This is a genomic window from Duganella sp. Leaf126 (assembly GCF_001423125.1).
Lineage (GTDB): Bacteria > Pseudomonadota > Gammaproteobacteria > Burkholderiales > Burkholderiaceae_D > Rugamonas.
In genome coordinates this window covers 89,874-106,256 of sequence record NZ_LMNW01000033.1, presented here as the reverse complement: position 1 = coordinate 106,256, position 16,383 = coordinate 89,874, and the positions used below count along the sequence as shown (strand labels likewise).

Annotated in this window: 17 protein-coding genes; 13 read left to right on the top strand and 4 right to left on the bottom strand. The window is 68.1% G+C overall.

Annotated elements, in window-relative coordinates:
- Positions 1 to 38: 38 nt before the first annotated feature.
- Positions 39 to 974, bottom strand: coding sequence for a LysR substrate-binding domain-containing protein (locus tag ASF61_RS18520; RefSeq protein WP_056159249.1), 936 nt, complete (start codon positions 972 to 974; stop codon positions 39 to 41).
- 138 nt (positions 975 to 1,112) lie between these two features.
- On the opposite strand from ASF61_RS18520, the gene ASF61_RS18515 reads away from it, so the two are divergent.
- The gene (locus tag ASF61_RS18515; protein ID WP_056159247.1) at positions 1,113 to 2,330 is read left to right on the top strand and encodes an HD-GYP domain-containing protein; all 1,218 of its coding nucleotides are present in this window, start codon (positions 1,113 to 1,115) and stop codon (positions 2,328 to 2,330) included.
- A 16-nt stretch (positions 2,331 to 2,346) separates the two neighbouring features.
- Here ASF61_RS18515 and ASF61_RS18510 read toward each other — a convergent pair whose 3' ends face one another.
- A complete protein-coding gene (locus ASF61_RS18510) occupies positions 2,347 to 3,390 on the bottom strand; it encodes a GGDEF domain-containing protein (RefSeq protein WP_056159244.1) in 1,044 nt (347 codons plus the stop codon).
- 356 nt (positions 3,391 to 3,746) lie between these two features.
- On the opposite strand from ASF61_RS18510, the gene ASF61_RS18505 reads away from it, so the two are divergent.
- The 11 genes from ASF61_RS18505 to ASF61_RS18455 all read left to right on the top strand — a co-directional run bounded on the left by ASF61_RS18505 (position 3,747) and on the right by ASF61_RS18455 (position 14,309).
- The gene (locus tag ASF61_RS18505; RefSeq protein WP_056159242.1) at positions 3,747 to 3,932 is read left to right on the top strand and encodes a Flp family type IVb pilin; all 186 of its coding nucleotides are present in this window, start codon (positions 3,747 to 3,749) and stop codon (positions 3,930 to 3,932) included.
- An 83-nt stretch (positions 3,933 to 4,015) separates the two neighbouring features.
- Positions 4,016 to 4,552: a prepilin peptidase gene (locus ASF61_RS18500; protein WP_229205922.1), complete on the top strand. Its 537-nt coding sequence runs from the start codon at positions 4,016 to 4,018 to the stop codon at positions 4,550 to 4,552.
- Positions 4,553 to 4,666: 114 nt separating this feature from the next.
- Entirely contained in the window at positions 4,667 to 6,079 is a 1,413-nt protein-coding gene (locus tag ASF61_RS18495) for a hypothetical protein (protein WP_056159236.1), read from the top strand.
- Complete coding sequence (gene cpaB, locus ASF61_RS18490; RefSeq protein ID WP_056159233.1) at positions 6,076 to 6,930, top strand: Flp pilus assembly protein CpaB; 855 nt, start codon at positions 6,076 to 6,078, stop codon at positions 6,928 to 6,930. The genes ASF61_RS18495 and cpaB overlap by 4 nt, the downstream gene beginning before the upstream one ends.
- 7 nt (positions 6,931 to 6,937) lie before the next feature.
- Entirely contained in the window at positions 6,938 to 8,590 is a 1,653-nt protein-coding gene (locus tag ASF61_RS18485; RefSeq protein ID WP_229205921.1) for a type II and III secretion system protein family protein, read from the top strand.
- Positions 8,591 to 8,605: 15 nt separating this feature from the next.
- Positions 8,606 to 8,875 carry a hypothetical protein gene (locus tag ASF61_RS18480; protein WP_056159230.1) on the top strand — a complete coding sequence of 90 codons (270 nt, stop codon included), beginning with the start codon at positions 8,606 to 8,608 and terminating at the stop codon, positions 8,873 to 8,875.
- Between the two features lie 9 nt (positions 8,876 to 8,884).
- Positions 8,885 to 10,069: a CpaE family protein gene (locus tag ASF61_RS18475; RefSeq protein ID WP_056159227.1), complete on the top strand. Its 1,185-nt coding sequence runs from the start codon at positions 8,885 to 8,887 to the stop codon at positions 10,067 to 10,069.
- Positions 10,070 to 10,078: 9 nt separating this feature from the next.
- Positions 10,079 to 11,443, top strand: a complete 1,365-nt coding sequence (locus ASF61_RS18470) for a CpaF family protein (protein ID WP_056159223.1) — start codon at positions 10,079 to 10,081, stop codon at positions 11,441 to 11,443.
- A 9-nt stretch (positions 11,444 to 11,452) separates the two neighbouring features.
- Positions 11,453 to 12,439, top strand: coding sequence for a type II secretion system F family protein (locus ASF61_RS18465; protein WP_056159220.1), 987 nt, complete (start codon positions 11,453 to 11,455; stop codon positions 12,437 to 12,439).
- A gap of 14 nt (positions 12,440 to 12,453) precedes the next feature.
- The gene (locus ASF61_RS18460; protein ID WP_056159216.1) at positions 12,454 to 13,410 is read left to right on the top strand and encodes a type II secretion system F family protein; all 957 of its coding nucleotides are present in this window, start codon (positions 12,454 to 12,456) and stop codon (positions 13,408 to 13,410) included.
- Between the two features lie 11 nt (positions 13,411 to 13,421).
- The gene (locus ASF61_RS18455; protein ID WP_156369640.1) at positions 13,422 to 14,309 is read left to right on the top strand and encodes a LytR C-terminal domain-containing protein; all 888 of its coding nucleotides are present in this window, start codon (positions 13,422 to 13,424) and stop codon (positions 14,307 to 14,309) included.
- Positions 14,310 to 14,409: 100 nt separating this feature from the next.
- Here the strand turns inward: ASF61_RS18455 and ASF61_RS18450 are convergent, their stop codons facing one another.
- Positions 14,410 to 15,177 carry a GIN domain-containing protein gene (locus ASF61_RS18450; protein ID WP_056159211.1) on the bottom strand — a complete coding sequence of 256 codons (768 nt, stop codon included), beginning with the start codon at positions 15,175 to 15,177 and terminating at the stop codon, positions 14,410 to 14,412.
- Positions 15,178 to 15,205: 28 nt separating this feature from the next.
- A complete protein-coding gene (locus ASF61_RS18445) occupies positions 15,206 to 15,412 on the bottom strand; it encodes a hypothetical protein (RefSeq protein ID WP_056159208.1) in 207 nt (68 codons plus the stop codon).
- Positions 15,413 to 15,586: 174 nt separating this feature from the next.
- On the opposite strand from ASF61_RS18445, the gene ASF61_RS18440 reads away from it, so the two are divergent.
- Positions 15,587 to 16,369, top strand: a complete 783-nt coding sequence (locus ASF61_RS18440; RefSeq protein WP_056159206.1) for a hypothetical protein — start codon at positions 15,587 to 15,589, stop codon at positions 16,367 to 16,369.
- Positions 16,370 to 16,383 lie beyond the last annotated feature (14 nt).

The following is a 16,383-nucleotide window of genomic DNA, read 5'->3' as shown; positions in this document are numbered from 1 at the left end:
GGGGGTATAAGGAAAAGTGATGGCTGCCGAGCGGCGCTTCAGACGCCGATCACCGCTGCGCCGGGCCAGGCACCGCTCGCGCACAGTTCGCCGCACACGCGCCGCACCAGCGCGCCGACGGCGGTGGCGGCCGTGGTGAGCGGAATGTTTTTCGAGGCGCACAGCACCACCGTGCGCGAGATGGCCGGCTCGACGATCGCCTGCGCGCGCAGCGCGCCGCGCTGCAGTTCGTCGAGCACGGGCGCCGGCGGCAGGATGGTGGCGCCGAGGTCGGCCAGCAGCGCCGATTTCAGGATCGCAATCGAATTGATCTCGATCACGGACGACAGCGCCAGGCCGGCGCCGCGCAGCACGCTCTCGATGCGCGGGCGCACGCCGTGCTGCAGGCCGGGCAGGATCAGCGTGGCAGCCACCGCTTCGCGCAGCGTCAGCGCCCGCTGGCCGTGGGCGTACGGGGCGTCGGCGCGGCAGATGAAGCGCAGTTCCTCTTCGACCAGCGGCGTGGTGGCAAACTGGCCGAGCTGGCCGTCGTCGAACAGCACGGCCAGGTTGACGCGGCCCGAGCGCAGCTGTTCGTTGAGGTTGCCGGTCAGTTCCTCGGTCAGCTGCAGCGTGATCTCGGGATACTGGGCGCGCGCGGCGGTGAGCAGCGGCAGCGCCAGCGCACCGGAAATGCTGTGCGGCAGACCGAGGGTGACGCTGCCGCTGGGGCGCTCGGCCGACTGCACGACGGCCGAGCGGGCGTCCGCCACCTGCTTGAGGATGGCTTGCGCGTGCTCGTAAAAAATCTTGCCGGCATCGTTGCTGAGCATGCCTTGCGCGGAGCGGTGCAGCAGTTGCACACCGAGCTCTTCCTCGAGCTGGCGCAGCTGCTGGGTCAGCGCCGGCTGCGCCACGTGCAGCGCCAGCGCCGCGCGCGAGAGCGAGCCGTGATCGACGATAGCAACAAAATAGCGAAGTTGGCGCAATTCCATGGAATGTTGCAGCAGCCCGACATGCACTGGCGAAGGATAGGGCTGCACAGTGTAGCACCGGTCAACAATCATCCCGTTGGGAAACTATTTGTTATACTCGATTCACGTTTTCAGCCCTCTTTCCACACGGGTACCGGTATGTTCAAGAAAGTCGATGCATCGCAGCTCAAGGTGGGCATGTACATCCAGGACCTCAGTTGCGACTGGATGGCCCACCCGTTCATGCGCAACCGCTTCATGCTCACCAGCGAAGCGGAAATCCGCAAGATCGTCAATGCCGGCATCCACGACGTGGTGATCGACAGCTCCAGGGGCCTGGACGTGGAGGCGCCGTCGCTGGCCGAGGCGCAGGCGGCCACCGAAAGCGAAATCATCGCACTGGTGGCCAAGGCGCCGGTGGTCACGCGGGTGGCGCTGGGCGAGGAAATGCGGCGCGCGGTGCAGATCCGCCACCAGGCCTCGACCCTGGTGCGCTCGGTGATGCAGGATGCGCGCCTGGGCAAGGCCATCGAACTCGACCAGGTCGAGCCGGTGGTGCAGACGATTACCGAATCGATCCTGCGCAATCCGGGCGCGCTGACCGGCTTGCTGCGCATCAAGACTGCCGACGACTACACGTTCTTGCATTCGGTCAGCGTGTGCACGCTGCTGGTGGCGTTCTGCCGCGCGCGCAACCTCGACCCGGAAACCTGCCACCAGGCCGGCCTGGGCGGGCTGCTGCACGATACCGGCAAGGCGCTGGTGCCCGATGCCATCCTCAACAAGCCGGGGCCGCTGACCGACGAAGAATGCGAGATCATGCGCCGCCATCCGCAGGACGGCTACCAGCTGCTGCGGCAGTCGCCCGAGATCGGTCCGATCCCGCTCGATATCACGCTGCACCACCACGAGCGGCGCGACGGCAGCGGCTATCCGGGCCAGCAGGCCGAGGCAGAGATCAGCGACATGGCGCAGATGGCGTCCATCGTCGATGTGTACGACGCCATCACCTCGGACCGCTGCTACCGCAAGGGCATGTCGGCCGCCGCGGCGCTGCGCAAGATGTACGAGTGGAGCAAGCACCATTTCAACCCGCAGTACACGCAGGAATTCATGCGCTGCGTCGGCATTTACCCGGTGGGCACGCTGGTGGTGCTGGAGTCGGGCCGGCTCGGCGTGGTGATCGAACCGCACGAAACCAATCTGCTGGCGCCCAAGGTCAATGTCTTCTTCAACACCCGGCAAAAGGTGTACATCAAGCCGGAAACGGTCGATCTGGCGCGCGGACTCGGTTACGGCGGCGCCGACAAGATCGTCGGGCCCGAGTCCGCCGCCAAGTGGAATGTGGACCCGATGCGCTTCCTCACGCTGGCGTAACGGCTTTCACAAGCGTCTAGAAAAACTCTGCCGTATCGTTCGAGGCCGTGCTGTGCAGCAGGCCCTCGCTGAGCAGCTCGTCGTAGTGGCAGACCAGGTTGCGGCCGTGGCTCTTGGCGTAGTACAGCGCCTGGTCGGCGCGGCCCAGCACGATCACCGGCGGTTCGAACGCGGTGATGCTGACAAAGCCCACGCTCACCGTCACCTTGCCCACCTGCGGGAAATCGTGCGACGCCACGTTCTGGCGGAAGCGCTCGATGATCTTGCGGGTGTTGTCCAGCGTGGTCGAACGCAGCAGCACCACGAACTCTTCGCCGCCGAAACGGAACACCCGGTCCTGGGCGCGGAACGAGGTGTTGAGCAGGTTCGAGATCAAGATCAGCACCTCGTCGCCGTACAGGTGGCCGAAGCGGTCGTTGACGTGCTTGAAATGATCGACATCGACCACGGCCAGCCATTGGCGTTCCTGCTCGCCGTGGCTGCGCCGCTCCTGGTCGTCGGGCAGCGGCAGCACGTCCTGGTCGGCGCTGGCGGCCAGCATCTTGGCCAGCTGGTCGTCGAAGGTCTTGCGGTTGAGCAGGCCGGTCAGCGAATCGCGCTCGCTGTAGTCGAGCAGGTTCTGGAAATTGCGGTACACGCTGACCACGCCGCCGATCATCTGGATGGCGGCCGGGTCGTACGGCGCCGGGCTGACGATTTCGAGGCAGGTGTCGGCCTTGTCGCCGAGCCAGATCGGCAGCCACAGCGTGTGCTCGCCGTCGTCGCCCTGCATGGCGGCACTGGTGTCATGGCGCGCCAGACACCCTGCCAGGACCGGGTAATGGTCGATCGGCTCGCCCGGCTGCTGCAGGTCGGACAGTTCGATCATGGCCGCCGCACCATCGCCGACGATCTCGCTGCGCGGTCGCACGAAGATGTGACCGCGCAGCGTGGCCACGGTCAGAATCCGGGTCCGGCAGGCCCGGGCAAGTTCATGCACGGCGGAGATCACGGAGATGTCGAGCATCGCATGATCGCGGTGGCCGGTCATGTCCACCATGTGTTTCAGTAGGGAATCCATTTTTTTCTCTGGAGAAAAACGCTGTCCTGGTTGGCCGGTTTGCTCTGACGGCAAACTCGCTGGCCCCATCATCTTTGAGTGCAGGCGTTAGGCTGGCGCTGTTCCAAAGAATAAGCCGGACAGGATAATATCTTTTTGCAATCAAGGCAATTCATGTGTGCGAAAAAAAACTATAGCAAGACCAATCGTGGTCTTCTTGCGATCGCAAAATAGTTCCGTAAGGAAAACTTGTCTCAAGTCAATTGTGCCACGCCCCCCCTCCGTATAGTGGACGCCAATGGCGCAGCGACGGCAAGTCACCGCCGCCGTGCTGCTACCGCGCCAGGGACATCCTTTCCACCTTACGGGAGTTCATCATGACATCGCTTATTGCAGCTGCAAAAGTGTTTGCGTCCGACGAGGAGGGCATCACCGCCATCGAGTATGGCCTGATTGCCGCCACCATGGTCGCTGCGGTCATCGCCGCGTTCTCGTTCCTCTCGCCGGCGTTGAAAAACGCTTTCGAAAAAATCTCGCAAGAGATCGCCGCTCATAACGCTTGACGGCCCGGCTTTCCAGCCGCTGCACGGGCTGGAAAGCCGTCTCTATTCGGAGCACGTCCATGTGGAATGCCAACGAGCTCCTCGTGCTCTGGCTGGTCGCCCAGGCGGCCGTCACCGATCTGGCGCTGCGCAAGATTCCCAATGTCCTGGTCGTCAGTGGCCTGGCGCTGGCGCTGGCGGTGCAGCTGCTGGCCGAGCCGGCAGCGCCCGGCCACGCCTGCTGGCGCTGGCTGACTGGCCTGCTGGCCGGCTTTTTCCTGTTGCTGCCGCTGTACCTGCTGCGTGGCATGGCCGCCGGCGACGTCAAGCTGATGGCCATGGTCGGCGCCTTCGTCGGTGCGTCCGCCGCAGTGGACGTGGCCTTGCTGACCTATCTGCTCGGCGCGCCGCTGGCGCTGCTCACGCTGCTGTGGCAAGCCTGGCGCGGCGGCGCCGGCTGGACCGCCGTGGGCCAGCTCGCCCGCAATCTATGGCGGCTGCTGCAACCGTGGCTGGGACGGCTGGTCGGCCTGCCGCTGGCGCCGCTGCCGCGCGCGGCCATCGCCAGCGTGGGCGGCATGCCCTACGGCGTGGCGATCGCGCTGGCAACGGCAGCGGTTGTGGCGTGGCCGCACCGGTAGCCTGCCCGGGTGCGTTCTCTTGCTAATGGTCAATATCCTGTAGGCAAGAATGGCTAGACTCGGTTTCTCGATCAGACGCCTCCAGCGGTTCCACCAGCAGTGCGGAGAACAGCCATGCTCAGCTTCGATTCCTCGATCCATGCCGCGCCCGTCCACCCGGACGACGCCGACGCAGCAGCCGTGTTGCCACTGCCGCCGCGTTCGCTGCGCGAGACCGGCCTGCCGCAGCAGTTCGTGGTGGAGCTCGTGGCCAGGCTGCTGTACCAGGCCGGCAAGACCCACCTGCCGGTGCTGACCGCGCGCCTGCACCTGCCGATCACGGTGCTGCGCGAGGTGCTCGACTTCATGGTGGCCGAACACGTGGCCGAGGTGGCGTGGCGCGGCGAGTCCGACATCGATATCCAGTACCAGCTGACCGCTGCCGGCAAGCAGCGCGCCAGCGGCTGGATCGAGCGCTGCCGCTACATCGGTCCGGCGCCGGTGACGCTGGAAGCGTACCGCGCCATGGTCGAGCGCCAGGCCGTGCCCGGTGCAGCCCTCGACGCCGACGACATGAAGGCGGAGCTGGCCGACCTGCTGCTCGCGCCCGACGTGCTGCAAATGCTCGGCGCCGCCATGCATGCGGGCCGCTCCATGCTGCTGTACGGGCCATCGGGCAGCGGCAAGTCCACGCTGGCGCGCAAGCTCGGTGCGCTGCAGCCAGGCGTGATCGCGGTGCCGCACGCGCTGCTGGTGGGACAGGACGTGGTGCAGGTCTACGATCCGCAGGTGCACCTGGCACCCGGCCGTCACCCTGGCCAGCAGGGTGCCGCGGCGGCGCCGGTGCGCCCGGGCCGCGCGCCCGCCGACCGGCGCAGCGTCGATGCGCGCTGGGTCCAGTGCCAGCGCCCGGTGGTGGTGCTCGACGCCGACGTCACCGCCGACATGCTCGACCTGCAGGCCGATACGCCCAACGGCTGCTACCGCGCCGCGCCCCAGCTCAAGGCCAACAACGGCCTGCTGATCGTCGACGACCTCGGACGCCAGCGCATCGCGGCGCCCGAGCTGCTCAACCGCTTCGCCCAGGCGCGCGAACTGCGCCGCAGCCAGCTGACGCTGGCCGGCGGCTACCACTTCGAGGCGCCGTGCCGCATGCAGCTGGTGTTCGCCACCAGCCTGACGCCCGCGACATTGCTCGATGCGGCAGCGCTGCGCCGCGTCGGTTACCAGATCCCGGTAGGCGCGCTGGGGACGGCTGCCTACCGCGCGCTGTTCCGCCAGCAATGCCTGACCGCGGGCGTGCCGTACGACGACGCCGCGCTGCGCTACCTGGTCGACCGGCTGCACGCGGCCAGCGGCTTGCCGCTGCTGGCCGCGTATCCGCATGAAATCGTCAGCCGCCTGGTCGATTTCGCCGGCTTCAACGGCGCCCCGCCGCGGCTCACCACCGGCGCGCTGGACCAGGCCTGGGCCAGCATGTTCGCCGGCGACGGCGACGGCGCAGTCCCGCTGCCGCTGACCGGTCAGACCGTGCTGCACAGCGTATGAAGAACCGGCGCGCATGGTCGATGATGGCGCTGGCTGTCGTGTTCGGACTGGCGGCCGTGGCGCTGGCCTCGCACTGGCTGCTGGGCCAGGCGCCCGCCACGCGCAACCGCATCGTGGTGGCGGGCGCCGACATCAGCCTGGGCCAGCGGCTGGCGCCCGAGATGATGAAAACGCTCGACTGGCCTGCCGAGAGCCAGCCGCACGGCGCCTTGCGCGATCCGTCGCGGCTGGCGGGGCGGGTATTGAAGGCGAGCGTGCTGCGCGATGAACCGCTGACCGAAGCCAAGCTGGCGCCGGCCGGCACCGTGGGGGGCCTGTCGGCGCTGATCACCGAAGGCAACCGCGCCATCACCGTGCGCGTCAACGATGTCGTCGGCGTGGCCGGCTTCGCGCTGCCCGGCAATTTTGTCGACATCCTGGTCAACACGCAGTCGGCGCGCGGCGGCGACAACGCCATCTCCAAGATCGTGCTGGAACGGATACTGGTGCTGGCGGTCGCGCAGGAGGTGGGGCGCGACGAGACCAAGCCGCGCGTGGTCAACGCCGTCACGCTGGAAGTGACGCCGGACCAGGCCGAAAAACTCGACCTGGCGCGCAGCGTGGGCACGCTGTCGCTGGTGTTGCGCAACCAGGTCGATCCGCGTCCCGGCACCACCGACGGCGCCACCCGGGCCACGCTGCTCGGCAGCGCGGCGCCCGTGGCCCCGGCTGGCGAGCCGGCTGCTGCCACGGCGCCTGCGGCTGCACCGCCAGCAGCGGCCGCGCCGCGCCCCCGGCTGGCCGCCGCCGGACCCGTGCGCCACTGCGTGGGCGTGATCGCCGGCGTGCAGCGCAAGCAGGAATGTCTGTGAGAACGCCATGACGACCGCTGATCGCACCTGTCGCCAGCCCGGTTCCGGCTTGCTGCCGCCGCTACGGCCCCGGTTCGCGGCGCTGATCGCGCCGCCGCTGCGCGCGCTGCTGATGCTGTGCGGGCTGGCGCTGCCGGGCGCGGCGTGCGCGGCGGCGCCCGGCGCGGCGGCGCCCGGTGCAGCGGCGCCCGGTGCGGCCACCCCGGCGGCTGCGGGCGCAGCCACCCCGGCAACCTCCGCAGCGGTGGCGACGCCTGCCGCCGCCAGGCCGGCACCGGGCGGCGGCACGCTGCGCTGCGCCGGCCAGGCTGCCGCGCCCGGTCACCTGTCGCTGCAGCTGGGGAAATCAACGCTGATGCGCATGCCCGAGGCGGTGACGGCGCGCAGCGTGGGCAACCCGGCCGTGCTCGAGGCGATGCTGGTGGCGCCGGACACGCTGTACCTGGCCGGCGCCGACATCGGCACCAGCAATATGATCGTGCAGGGCCGAAGCGGCGTCTGCAACGTGGTCGAAGTAACGGTGGGCATCGACCCCGGCGCCCTGCAGGCGTCGCTGGCAGCGCTGATGCCGGAGCAACGGCAGATCGTCGTCACTGCCGCCGGCGACACCCTGGTCCTGAGCGGCACCGTCAGCGACACGCAGGCGGGCGCGCGCGTGCTGGAGCTGGCCCAGGCCTACGTGCGGCGGCCGGCGCGGGCCCTGGCCGGCGACAGGGACGGGGCGGCGCCTGCCGGCAGCAGCAGCGGTGGCAGCGGTGGCAACACGGGCAGCGGCCAGGCGCGCGTGATCAATTTCCTCAACGTCGGCGCGCCGCAGCAGGTGATGCTGGAAGTGAAAATCGCCGAAGTCTCGAAGACCCTGCTCGACAAGCTCGAAAGCGGTTTTGCGCTCGGCGTCGGTGGCGGCAGCTGGGCCGGCGTGCTGGCCTCGAACTTCCTGAGCGGCACCCTGCGCGGCGCCCTGGGCGTGGGGCGCGCCAGTGGCGACCGGCTCGGCATCGCCGCCGAAAAGCAGGAGGGCCTGGTGCGCATCCTGGCCGAGCCGACCGTGATGGCCATCAGCGGCCAGGAGGGCAGTTTTCTGGCCGGCGGCAAAATCCTGGTGCCGGTCGCACAGGACAACAACAAGGTCACGCTGGAAGAAAAGGAATTCGGCGTAGGCCTGCGCTTCACGCCCACCGTGCTGGCCGGCGGCCGCATCAACCTGCGGGTGGCGCCGGAAGTGTCGGAGCTGTCGCGCGAGGGTGTCGGCATCTCGGCCAGCGGCCTGACGAGCGGCGCGGTCCTGCCCCTGATCACCACCCGGCGCGCGGCCACCACGGTGGAGCTGATCGACGGCCAGAGCTTCGCCATCGGTGGCCTGATCAAGAACAACCGCACCAGCAATATCCATGGCTTGCCGATCCTGGGCGAGCTGCCGATTCTGGGGGCGCTGTTTCGCAGTACCGACTTCCAGCACGACCGCACCGAATTGCTGTTCGTGGTCACCCCGCGCCTGGTGCGCCCGCTGCCGGCCGAGGTGCGGCTGCCGACCGACAGCGTGGTGCCGCCCACGCGCACCGAACTGTTGCTGGGCGGCCGGCTGGAAGGCGCAGCACCAGCGGCACCATCGGCACCAGCAGCACCAGCAGCACCATCGGCAGCGACACCTTCCCGCTAACCTTCAGGAACCTTTATGCGACTTGTTCATGTGATGCCGGCGGCGTGCGCGCTGGCCGGCTGCACCGTGTTGACGCCGGCGCCCACCACCCCGTACTGGGACACCCACTTCGGCGCCAATGCCCGCCTGGCGCTGGCGCTGCAGGTGCTCGACGCCGATGCCGGCCGCAATCCGGACCCGGTGACCGGCATCGACGGCAAGGCGGCGCAGCAGGGCTATGCGCGCTATCAGAAATCGTTCAGCGATCCGCCGCCGCAGCCCACCTTCGTCATCGATAACAAATAAGGAGCGGCCATGAGAGCGCTGATGATCAGCAATGACAGCCTGCTGCACGCCGAGGTGGCGGCGCAGGGATCGGCGCGCCTGCCGGCGGTGCAACTGGTGGCTGCGCGCCACGGTCTGCGCGACGCCGTCGAGCGCCAGCTGCCCGAGTCGCCGGACCTGGTGATTTTTGATGCCAGCGATGTGGAACCGGCCGACGGCGACCTGGTGGAACGGCTGTCGCGCCACTATCCGGCAGCGTCGTTCATGCTGCTCACGCGCGCGCCGCAGCACGACCTGCTGATCCGCGCCATGCGCGCCGGCATGCGCGAAGTGCTGCAGCTGCCGCTGGTGCACCGCGCCTTCCATGAAGCGATCGATCGCATCGAAGTCGCGGCCGGCGTCAGCCGCGTGCGCGACGGCCGCGTGCTGGCTTTTATTTCGTGCAAGGGCGGCAGCGGCGCCACCTTCTTGTCCACCAATTTCGGTTACGCGCTGGCCGCGCTGGCCGACAAGCGGGTGCTGCTGATCGACCTGCACCCCCAGTTCGGCGACGCCACGCTGTATGTGTCGGACCAAAAGCCGGCCATGACGCTGTCCGACATCTGCGCCCAGATCGGGCGCATGGACGGCGCCTTCCTCGACTCGTGCCTGGTGCACGTGGCCTCGAACTTCGGCGTGCTGGCGGCTGCCGACGACCCGCAGCACCTGGTGGAAATGAAGCCCGAGCACATCGACACCATCCTGCGCGTGGCGCGTCAGCACTACGACTACATCGTGCTCGACGTGGGCCGCCAGATCGACGCCATCTCGCTGCGTGCGCTCGACCAGGCCGATTCGATCTACCCGGTGCTGCAACTGGCGCTGCCCGATATCCGCGATGGCCGCCGCCTGCTCGATATCTTCCGCTCGCTCGGCTATCCCGGCGAACGGATGCGGCTCATCGTCAACCGCTACGAGAAGGGCGGCAAGCTGCGCCTGGCGGACCTGGAGCAGGCGCTGGGCGCGGAGGTCATGCACACGGTGCCCAACGACTACCTGTCGGCGACCGATTCGGTCAACCAGGGCATCCCCGTGCTGCAACTGTCGCGCAGCAGCACGGTGGCGCGCAGCCTGGCCGACATGGTGGAACTGGTGACGGCGCGCCGCGTGGCCGAGAGCCGCGGCCTGTTCGACCGCCTGTTCGGCCGCAACGGCAATGACCATCACATCGACTAGGAGAACGACATGAGCTTGCGCGAACGCCTGGCAGTGGCCGGCGACGTCCACCACGGTGCATTGGCGGTAGCCGGTATGGCAGGCACGCCGGGCCTGGCCGCTGCCGCCTACCAGGAGCTGAAGAAGAGCATGCACCACCTGATCATGGAACGCATCGACCTCGAACGGCTGCAGCGGCTCACGCCCGAGCAGTTCAAGCACGAGCTGGCGCTGCTGGTCCAGCGCATCATCGAGGAGGAGCGCATCGTGCTCAACCAGCACGAGCGTCACAGCCTGGTGCTCGACATCCAGCACGAGATGCTCGGTTTCGGCCCGCTCGAACCGCTGCTGGCCGATCCGGGCGTCTCCGACATCCTGGTCAATACCGCCGCCATGGTGTACGTGGAGCGCGCCGGCCGGCTGGAACTGACCGACGTCACCTTCAACGACAACGCCCACCTGATGAAGATCATCGAGAAGATCGTCTCGCGCGTCGGGCGCCGGGTGGACGAATCGAGCCCGATGGTCGATGCGCGCCTGCCCGACGGCTCGCGCGTCAACGCCATCATCCCGCCGCTGGCGATCGACGGACCGATCCTGTCGATCCGCCGCTTCGCCGTCAATCCGCTCACCATCGACAAGCTGCTGGCCAACCGCAGCCTGACCCCGCCGATGGTGGAGGTGCTGCAGGCGCTGGGCCACGCCAAAGTCAATATCCTGATCTCGGGCGGCACCGGCAGCGGCAAGACCACGCTGCTCAACGTGCTGTCGGGCTTCATTCCGGCGGCCGAACGGATCGTCACCATCGAGGATGCGGCCGAGCTGCAGATGCGCCAGCCGCACGTGGTGCGGCTGGAAACGCGGCCGCCTAACATCGAAGGCAAGGGCGAGGTGAACCAGCGCTCGCTGGTGCGCAATGCGCTGCGCATGCGGCCCGACCGCATCATCCTGGGCGAGGTGCGCGGGCCGGAGGCGCTGGACATGCTGCAGGCGATGAACACCGGCCACGAGGGTTCGCTGGCCACGGTCCACTCGAATACCCCGCGCGACGCGCTGGCGCGTCTGGAAAACATGGTGGGCATGGCGGGCGTGAACCTGACGCCGCGCGCCACGCGCCAGCAGATCTGCTCTGCGGTCACGGTGGTGATGCAGGTCTCGCGTCTGACCGACGGCAGCCGCAAGCTGGTCAGCCTGCAGGAAGTGACCGGGATGGAGGGCGATGTGATCGCCATGCACGAAATCTTCCGCTTCGAGCAGCGCGGGGTCGATGCCCAGGGCCGCGTACAGGGCGCGTTTTCCGCCACCGGCGTGCGGCCCCGTTTCGCCGACCGCCTGCGCATGTTCGGCGTGCCGGTGCCGGACACGGTGTTCGATCCCGGTCGCGTGTTCGAATAGGCTGACGTGATGGACACCGTCTTCACCGCTTTTGCCGTGCTGCTGTTTGCCGCCGTGATCCTGGCGGTGGAGGGCGCCTGGCTGTGGTGGTCGGCCGCCCACGGCGGCGGTGCGCGCCGGATCGCACGGCGCCTGCGCCTGATGGCCGAGCGCGGACCGGGCGGCGCCGAGCGGGTGGACATCGTCAAGCGCCGCACCTACAGCCGCCGCCCGGCCATCGAGCGCCTGCTGCGCCGCATCGGTCCCTGGTGCCGGCTCGCCGCGCTGGACCGGCTGCTGTTGCAAGCGGGTGTGCAGTGGTCGGTGGCGCAGTTTCTCGGCTGGACGCTGCTGCTCGCTGCTGTCGGCCTGGTGGCGCCAGCGGTGGCGGGACTGCCCGGCATGGGCGCGCTGCTGTGTCTGGGCCTGGCCCTGGCGCTGCCGTGGATGGTGTTGCTGCGCACGCGCCGCGAGCGGCTCACCCGGCTGGAACAGCAGCTGCCCGAGGCGGCCGATTTTTTTGGCCGCGCGCTGCGCGCCGGCCATTCGTTCGCCAACGTGATGCAGATGGTGGCCGACGAATTGCCGGAGCCGATCGCCGGCGAATTCCGCGCCGCTTACGAGGAAATCAACTACGGCGTGTCGATGAGCGAGGCGCTGCACAACCTGGCCCAGCGCGTGCCGCTGACCGACCTGCGCTACCTGATCATCGCGGTGCTGATCCAGCGCGAGTCGGGCGGCAACCTGGCCGAGGCGCTCGGCAATATCAGTCGCCTGATCCGCGCACGCCTGAAACTGCTGGCGCAGGTGCGGGTGATGTCGGCCGAAGGACGCATGTCGGCCTGGATCCTGGGCCTGCTGCCGCTGGTGGTGATGCTGCTGATGTCGCTCACCAACCCGGGGTACATCAGCGTGCTGTGGACCGATCCGATCGGCGTGACCCTGATGTGGTATGCAGGGGCGATCGCCGCCGGCGGCGTGTTATGGATGCGAAAACTGATACGCATCCGCATCTAGCGGGGGAGCCTGGCATGACCGGACAGCATTGGATGTTTCTGGCGCTGGTGTTTGCGGTGGTGGCGGGGCTGGTGGTGATGGCCGTGCGGCTGTTCGCGCCGGGGCAGGTGCGCGCCCGCCTCGGTGGCGCGGTGGCGTCCGAGCCGACCGCCGCCATCGCCGCCACCTCCGCCCCGTCCGATCTTCAGCAGGGCTGGGTGGAAAAAGTGGCGCACGCGGCGCAGCCGTTCTCGCGCCTGTCGGTGCCGGAGGAGGGCTGGGAACGCTCGCCGCTGCGCACGCGGTTCATGAATGCCGGCTGGCGCAGCGCCGCGGCGCCGTCGCTGTATTTCGCCGCCAAGACCGTGCTGGCCTTGGCCCTGCCGGCACTGGCGGCCTTGCTGGTGGCCGCGCTCACGGGCGGCGTCCCGCAACGCGGCCACCTGGCGCTGCTGCTAATTGCCGCCAGCATCGGCTACTACCTGCCCAACCTGGTGCTGGCACGGCGCGCCGCCAGCCGCTGCCGCGAAATCTTCGAAACCTTTCCCGATGCACTCGATCTGCTGACCGTGTGCGTGGAGGCGGGCCTGAGCCTGGAACGGGCACTGGCCAAGGTGGCCGGCGAAATCCACATCAAGAGCGTGACGCTGGCGCAGGAGCTGCAACTGGTGCTGATGGAAATGCGCGCCGGCTTCAGCAAGGAAAAGGCGCTGCGTAACCTAGCCTTGCGCAGCGGCGTCGAAGATGTCGACACGCTGGTGGCCATGCTGATCCAGTCCGAGCGCTTCGGCACCAGCATGGGCGATTCGCTGCGGGTCCACTCCGACAATCTGCGCAGCAAGCGCAGCGTGCAGGCCGAAGAAGCGGCAGCCAAGATCGCACTCAAGCTGCTGTTCCCGCTGATCTTCTGTATTTTTCCCACGCTGATGCTGGTGCTGATCGGACCGGCCGGCATTTCGATTTACCGCTCGGTGCTGCCCACGGGCCAATAGTCAAGGAGCGCATGATGAAGAGTATTCCGATTGCTGCAGCGGTAGCGACGGTGGCCGGCGGCTTGCTGATGGCAGCCTGCGGCGGCCTGCCTGCTGCCGGCGTTGCTGCAGCGCCGCCGGCATCGTCTCCGCCGGCAGACGCGATCACGGCCCTGGAGCGCGCCTGCCTGCGCGATCCCATGAACGCCGCCAACTGGGCGCGCCTGGCGACCGCGCTCGACGCCGACGGCCAGCGCGACCGCGCCACGCGCTTTTACCGTCAGGCCGCCATCCTGAGCGCGCACGACGCGCGCCGCGATTATGCCCTGCTCGCCGACGCCGGCGCCAACGCGGTGTCTGCTGCTGGATCGGCTGCCGCTGCAGTCGCGCGTACGGTTGCCGCCGATGCCGTCGTTGCCGCACCGGTCGCGCCGTCTCCCTACGCGGACCTGCCGCGTACCCAGGTGCAGCAGCTCGGCGCCGCCATGGTGCAGGTGGTGCGGCTCGCGGCGGCGTCGCCGCCGACATCGGCCGCGTCGTCGTTGGCGCCGGCACCATCGGCATTATCAGCACCATCGGCACCATCGGCACCACCTGCCGCGTCATTGCCGGCGTCGTCGCCGCAGCCAGCACCGCTGCGGCTGGAAATCAGCAACGGCAACGGCGTCACCGGGGCGGCGGCGCGCCTGGCCCGCATGCTCGATGCGGACGGCGAGAGCACCCTGCGCCTGGCCACGGTACGCCTGACCAACGCCCGGCCGTTCAAGGTGCCGCGCACCCGCATCGAGTATCCGCAGGCGCAGCAGCAGGTGGCCGATGCGCTGTCGCAGCAGCTCGACATACCGCTCAAGGTCCGCCGCGAGACGTCGCCGCACGACCTGCGCATCGTGCTCGGTCACGACAGCAGCCGCGCCAGGTAAAAAAAACCGTCCGGCAGGAGATCATCCCGCGGACGGCGCAAAAAACACACCCATGTGTTTCCCATAGCTGCCGGCAGGGACAGTCCTGCCGGCGCATTCTCTATTGCCAGTTCACGCTGCCCAGGCCCTGGGCGCTGGACTGGCGGCTGGCCGGCTTGCCGTAGACGGTGGCCGAACCGAGTCCGCTCAGGGTCATGTTGGCGCGCGTGGTCGCATACACGCTGGCGCTGCCCAGTCCCGACAGCTGCACATCGACCGATTGCGCCCGCAGCTGCTGCGCGTCGAGGCTGCCCACGCCGCCGAGCGAGGCGTTCAATTGCTTGGTCTGGCCGATCATCTCTATGCGGCCAGCACCGTTCAGATGCAGGTCGACGTTGTCGCTGTTGCCGGCATTGACGGTCATGCCGCCGATGCCGCCCAGGTTGACATCGACATGGCGGTACTGTGCGTTGACCTTGACGGCGCCTGCGCCCTGCAGCGTGAGGCGCAGCGTGTCGCCGCTAAATCCGTTCACCTCGGTGGCGCCCACGCCACCGGAGACCACTTCGCGCAGGTTGGGCAAGGTCAGTTCCGCGCGCAGGTCGCGCTTGTTGCCAAAACTGATGGTATTGCGCTTGCCGGTATCGATGCGCAGCTGGTCGCCGCTTTGCACCACCGTTACCTGCTTCAGTTCTTCCGGCTTGCCGTACAAGATCAGCGCTGCCACCGGTCCCTGTTTGACCTTGACGCAGATCACGCCGTCGAGGTTGAGATCGACCGTGCGCGCATCGACGCTGCGGCTCTCGCTGCTCAGTTCCGCGGCCAGCGCGGCAGGGGCGCCGCTGCACAGTACCGCGGCCAGCATGGCAGCTTTCAGGGTGGTTTTCATGATGCGCTCCGGGTTGGTCGGTCGGTGATTACAGGGCAGCTTTTTCGGCAGCGGTCAGGCGCTTGGCGGTGATGGTCACCACTTGCATCGGCGCTGCGCTCACGTGCTTGGCGACGACGGTATCGGCAGCCATGATGATGCGCGGGGCAGGGGTGCTGGCGGTGGCCATCGAGGTGGCGCCGGCGATGATGACGGTGGCGATGAAGATGGCTTCCATGTTTTTTGCGATGTTCATTTTGAGCTCCTTGGTGGTGGTTGTGTCGTTGCGATGAGTGAACTATAGACAGGGGCGACTTGCCCAGCCACCGGCATGTGACGAACTGCGAAAAACAGGGGACAGGCTGCAAAAACGTGGTAAAAACGAAGCGCGTTTGCCGCTACACCGGCGGCCCCCGACCGGAGTTCCGACATGAAAAAGATGACGTTCGTCCTGACCGTTCTGCTATGCGACCAGCTGGCCGCGCGCGCGTGCACGATGCGGGTCGGCTATCCCGACCGCGAGCGCCTGCCGTATTACCTCGGCAGCGGCACGGTGGTGCCGGAGCCGGCCGGTCCCGGCGTGGAGTTGCTGCGTGCGGCGGTGCGCAGCGTCGGTTGCACGGCGCACCTGGTGCGGCTGCCCACCGCGCGCCTGCGCTATGCGCTGATCGACGGCAGCGTGGACCTGGCGCCGGTGGACCTGCGCGACGGCGAACGCCGGTATTCGGCGCTGCCGCTGACCGCAGGCGGCGCGCCCGACACGCGGCGCGGCATCCGGGTCACGGCCGTGGTGTATGTGCGCAGCGCCGACCGCATCGCCCCGGGCACCAGCCCGCGCCGCTACTTCAAACAGCGCAGGCTGGCCACCAACCAGGGGTCGCCGCTGGGCGAGCAATTGCGCGACGAAGGCTATCTGGTGGACAGCGGCGCTGGCGATGCTGTCAGCAACCTCGACAAGCTGGTGATAGGGCGCGTGGACGGTTTTGCCATGTCGCTGGCCAACGCCGATGCGCTCGACCGCGCGGTGCAGCAACGCTACGGCGACCGCGTGATCCGCCTCACCAGCCCGATCCGGGCATCGACACTGTGGCTGTCGTCCAGTAACGCCTACTACCAGGCCCACCGCCAGCAGATCGAGCAGCTGTGGAACTGGTGGGGCGATAACGCCGCGCGCACGCTGGGCGAGTTGTTGAGGGCACCGCCGGCCAGGTAGGCCCGCAGCATCCG

Excerpts from the sequence above, each read along its gene's own strand:
- ASF61_RS18520 (WP_056159249.1), bottom strand. The coding sequence starts at position 974 with ATGGAATTGCGCCAACTTCGCTATTTTGTTGCTATCGTCGATCACGGC.
- ASF61_RS18515 (WP_056159247.1), top strand. The coding sequence starts at position 1,113 with ATGTTCAAGAAAGTCGATGCATCGCAGCTCAAGGTGGGCATGTACATC.
- ASF61_RS18510 (WP_056159244.1), bottom strand. The coding sequence starts at position 3,390 with ATGGATTCCCTACTGAAACACATGGTGGACATGACCGGCCACCGCGAT.
- ASF61_RS18505 (WP_056159242.1), top strand. The coding sequence starts at position 3,747 with ATGACATCGCTTATTGCAGCTGCAAAAGTGTTTGCGTCCGACGAGGAG.
- ASF61_RS18495 (WP_056159236.1), top strand. The coding sequence starts at position 4,667 with ATGCTCAGCTTCGATTCCTCGATCCATGCCGCGCCCGTCCACCCGGAC.
- cpaB (WP_056159233.1), top strand. The coding sequence starts at position 6,076 with ATGAAGAACCGGCGCGCATGGTCGATGATGGCGCTGGCTGTCGTGTTC.
- ASF61_RS18485 (WP_229205921.1), top strand. The coding sequence starts at position 6,938 with ATGACGACCGCTGATCGCACCTGTCGCCAGCCCGGTTCCGGCTTGCTG.
- ASF61_RS18480 (WP_056159230.1), top strand. The coding sequence starts at position 8,606 with ATGCGACTTGTTCATGTGATGCCGGCGGCGTGCGCGCTGGCCGGCTGC.
- ASF61_RS18475 (WP_056159227.1), top strand. The coding sequence starts at position 8,885 with ATGAGAGCGCTGATGATCAGCAATGACAGCCTGCTGCACGCCGAGGTG.
- ASF61_RS18470 (WP_056159223.1), top strand. The coding sequence starts at position 10,079 with ATGAGCTTGCGCGAACGCCTGGCAGTGGCCGGCGACGTCCACCACGGT.
- ASF61_RS18465 (WP_056159220.1), top strand. The coding sequence starts at position 11,453 with ATGGACACCGTCTTCACCGCTTTTGCCGTGCTGCTGTTTGCCGCCGTG.
- ASF61_RS18460 (WP_056159216.1), top strand. The coding sequence starts at position 12,454 with ATGACCGGACAGCATTGGATGTTTCTGGCGCTGGTGTTTGCGGTGGTG.
- ASF61_RS18455 (WP_156369640.1), top strand. The coding sequence starts at position 13,422 with ATGATGAAGAGTATTCCGATTGCTGCAGCGGTAGCGACGGTGGCCGGC.
- ASF61_RS18450 (WP_056159211.1), bottom strand. The coding sequence starts at position 15,177 with ATGAAAACCACCCTGAAAGCTGCCATGCTGGCCGCGGTACTGTGCAGC.
- ASF61_RS18445 (WP_056159208.1), bottom strand. The coding sequence starts at position 15,412 with ATGAACATCGCAAAAAACATGGAAGCCATCTTCATCGCCACCGTCATC.
- ASF61_RS18440 (WP_056159206.1), top strand. The coding sequence starts at position 15,587 with ATGAAAAAGATGACGTTCGTCCTGACCGTTCTGCTATGCGACCAGCTG.